Origin of the sequence: uncultured Rothia sp. (assembly GCF_937976295.1) — a bacterium.
Taxonomy (GTDB): domain Bacteria; phylum Actinomycetota; class Actinomycetes; order Actinomycetales; family Micrococcaceae; genus Rothia.
In genome coordinates, this window is sequence record NZ_CALJRY010000085.1 from 1 (window position 1) to 1,095 (window position 1,095).

Consider the following 1,095-nt stretch of genomic DNA (forward strand, 5'->3'; position numbering starts at 1 on the left):
CGGCGGGGCAGCCCTTGCATCAGGAACTGTGCCTGGCCCCTTGGGTATAGCTGAGCTGGCTGATGAGAAGACAGGCGAGCGTCTGGGGCGGGCAAAGCGTGGTATCGAAGATACCGTCCCCGCCGTCATCGAGGGCGTCAAAAAGACCCTCCCTCATCCCGAGCCGACTCCGCAGGAAAAGCCTCAGGCCCCGGAGCCTGCATGGCCCGAAACCCCTGTGCCGCAGATGCCGAATTCAGGTTCCTTGCCCGCACCGAACCTCGCACCTGCACAGCCCGTGCTATCAGCCGCAAAGCTGCTGGGCTCCACTACCGAGGCACCTGCCAACCGTGGATTCATCGTCAACGCACCGCAGAACACCCCGCCCGTTACCCGCATGCCCATGGCACCGGCCGAGGACATCGACCCCGGATTCATTGTGCGCCCGGAAGAACAATCCACCCTTGGGAGCCTCACGCCCCGCCTCGTTCAGGGCCTCCCAGACGTGGTTGAATCGCTACCCCGGATTGGTGACCTAACGGCTACGCCGCATGCGGTCAGTGGCGATAGGCAAGGCGGAGACTACGATGGTGGCGAGTCGCTCATCCCGACCCTGCCAGACCTGAAACCTGCGCCCATGCTCCCGCCTAAGAGCATTGACCCCGGGTTCCTCGCACCGGCTCCGCCCGAGAACATCGACCCCGGGTTCCGCGCCCCAGGCCCTCCCGAGGACCTGAACCCCCTCGAGGAGCGTGAACCCCTGATGGCCTAAAAGCACCAGTCTAAAAACCCAGTCCCAAGAACCAATCTTGACGGCTCAGCGGAGGGTGGAGGGGCGAGTAGAGTAGAGAAGAGAAAAGGAGGGGCGTCGCCGGGAACAACCCCGGCGGCGCCCCTCCGTCTTTTCGTACAGCCTTTGCACGCGGTGCTTCTTTGCGTGCAGCCTTTGCGTACAGCGCTCGCGGCTAAGTACCTGCTGTCTGCATAACTACAGCTTGCTTGCGACCTGCTCTCTAGGTGAGAAGCGTTAGCCTCCGAGCCGCCCGCAGGCACATACTGGAACCATGAGCCAGTCAGCTGAACACGCCAATATCCCGGTCCGCCCCGTCTTCAACA

At 63.1% G+C, this 1,095-nt stretch carries 1 pseudogene; it reads left to right on the plus strand.

Going from position 1 to position 1,095, the window contains the following annotated elements:
• Nucleotides 1-751 (plus strand): annotated as a pseudogene (locus tag Q0216_RS02220) (extensin); the annotation flags it as partial.
• Nucleotides 752-1,095: the final 344 nt, after the last annotated feature.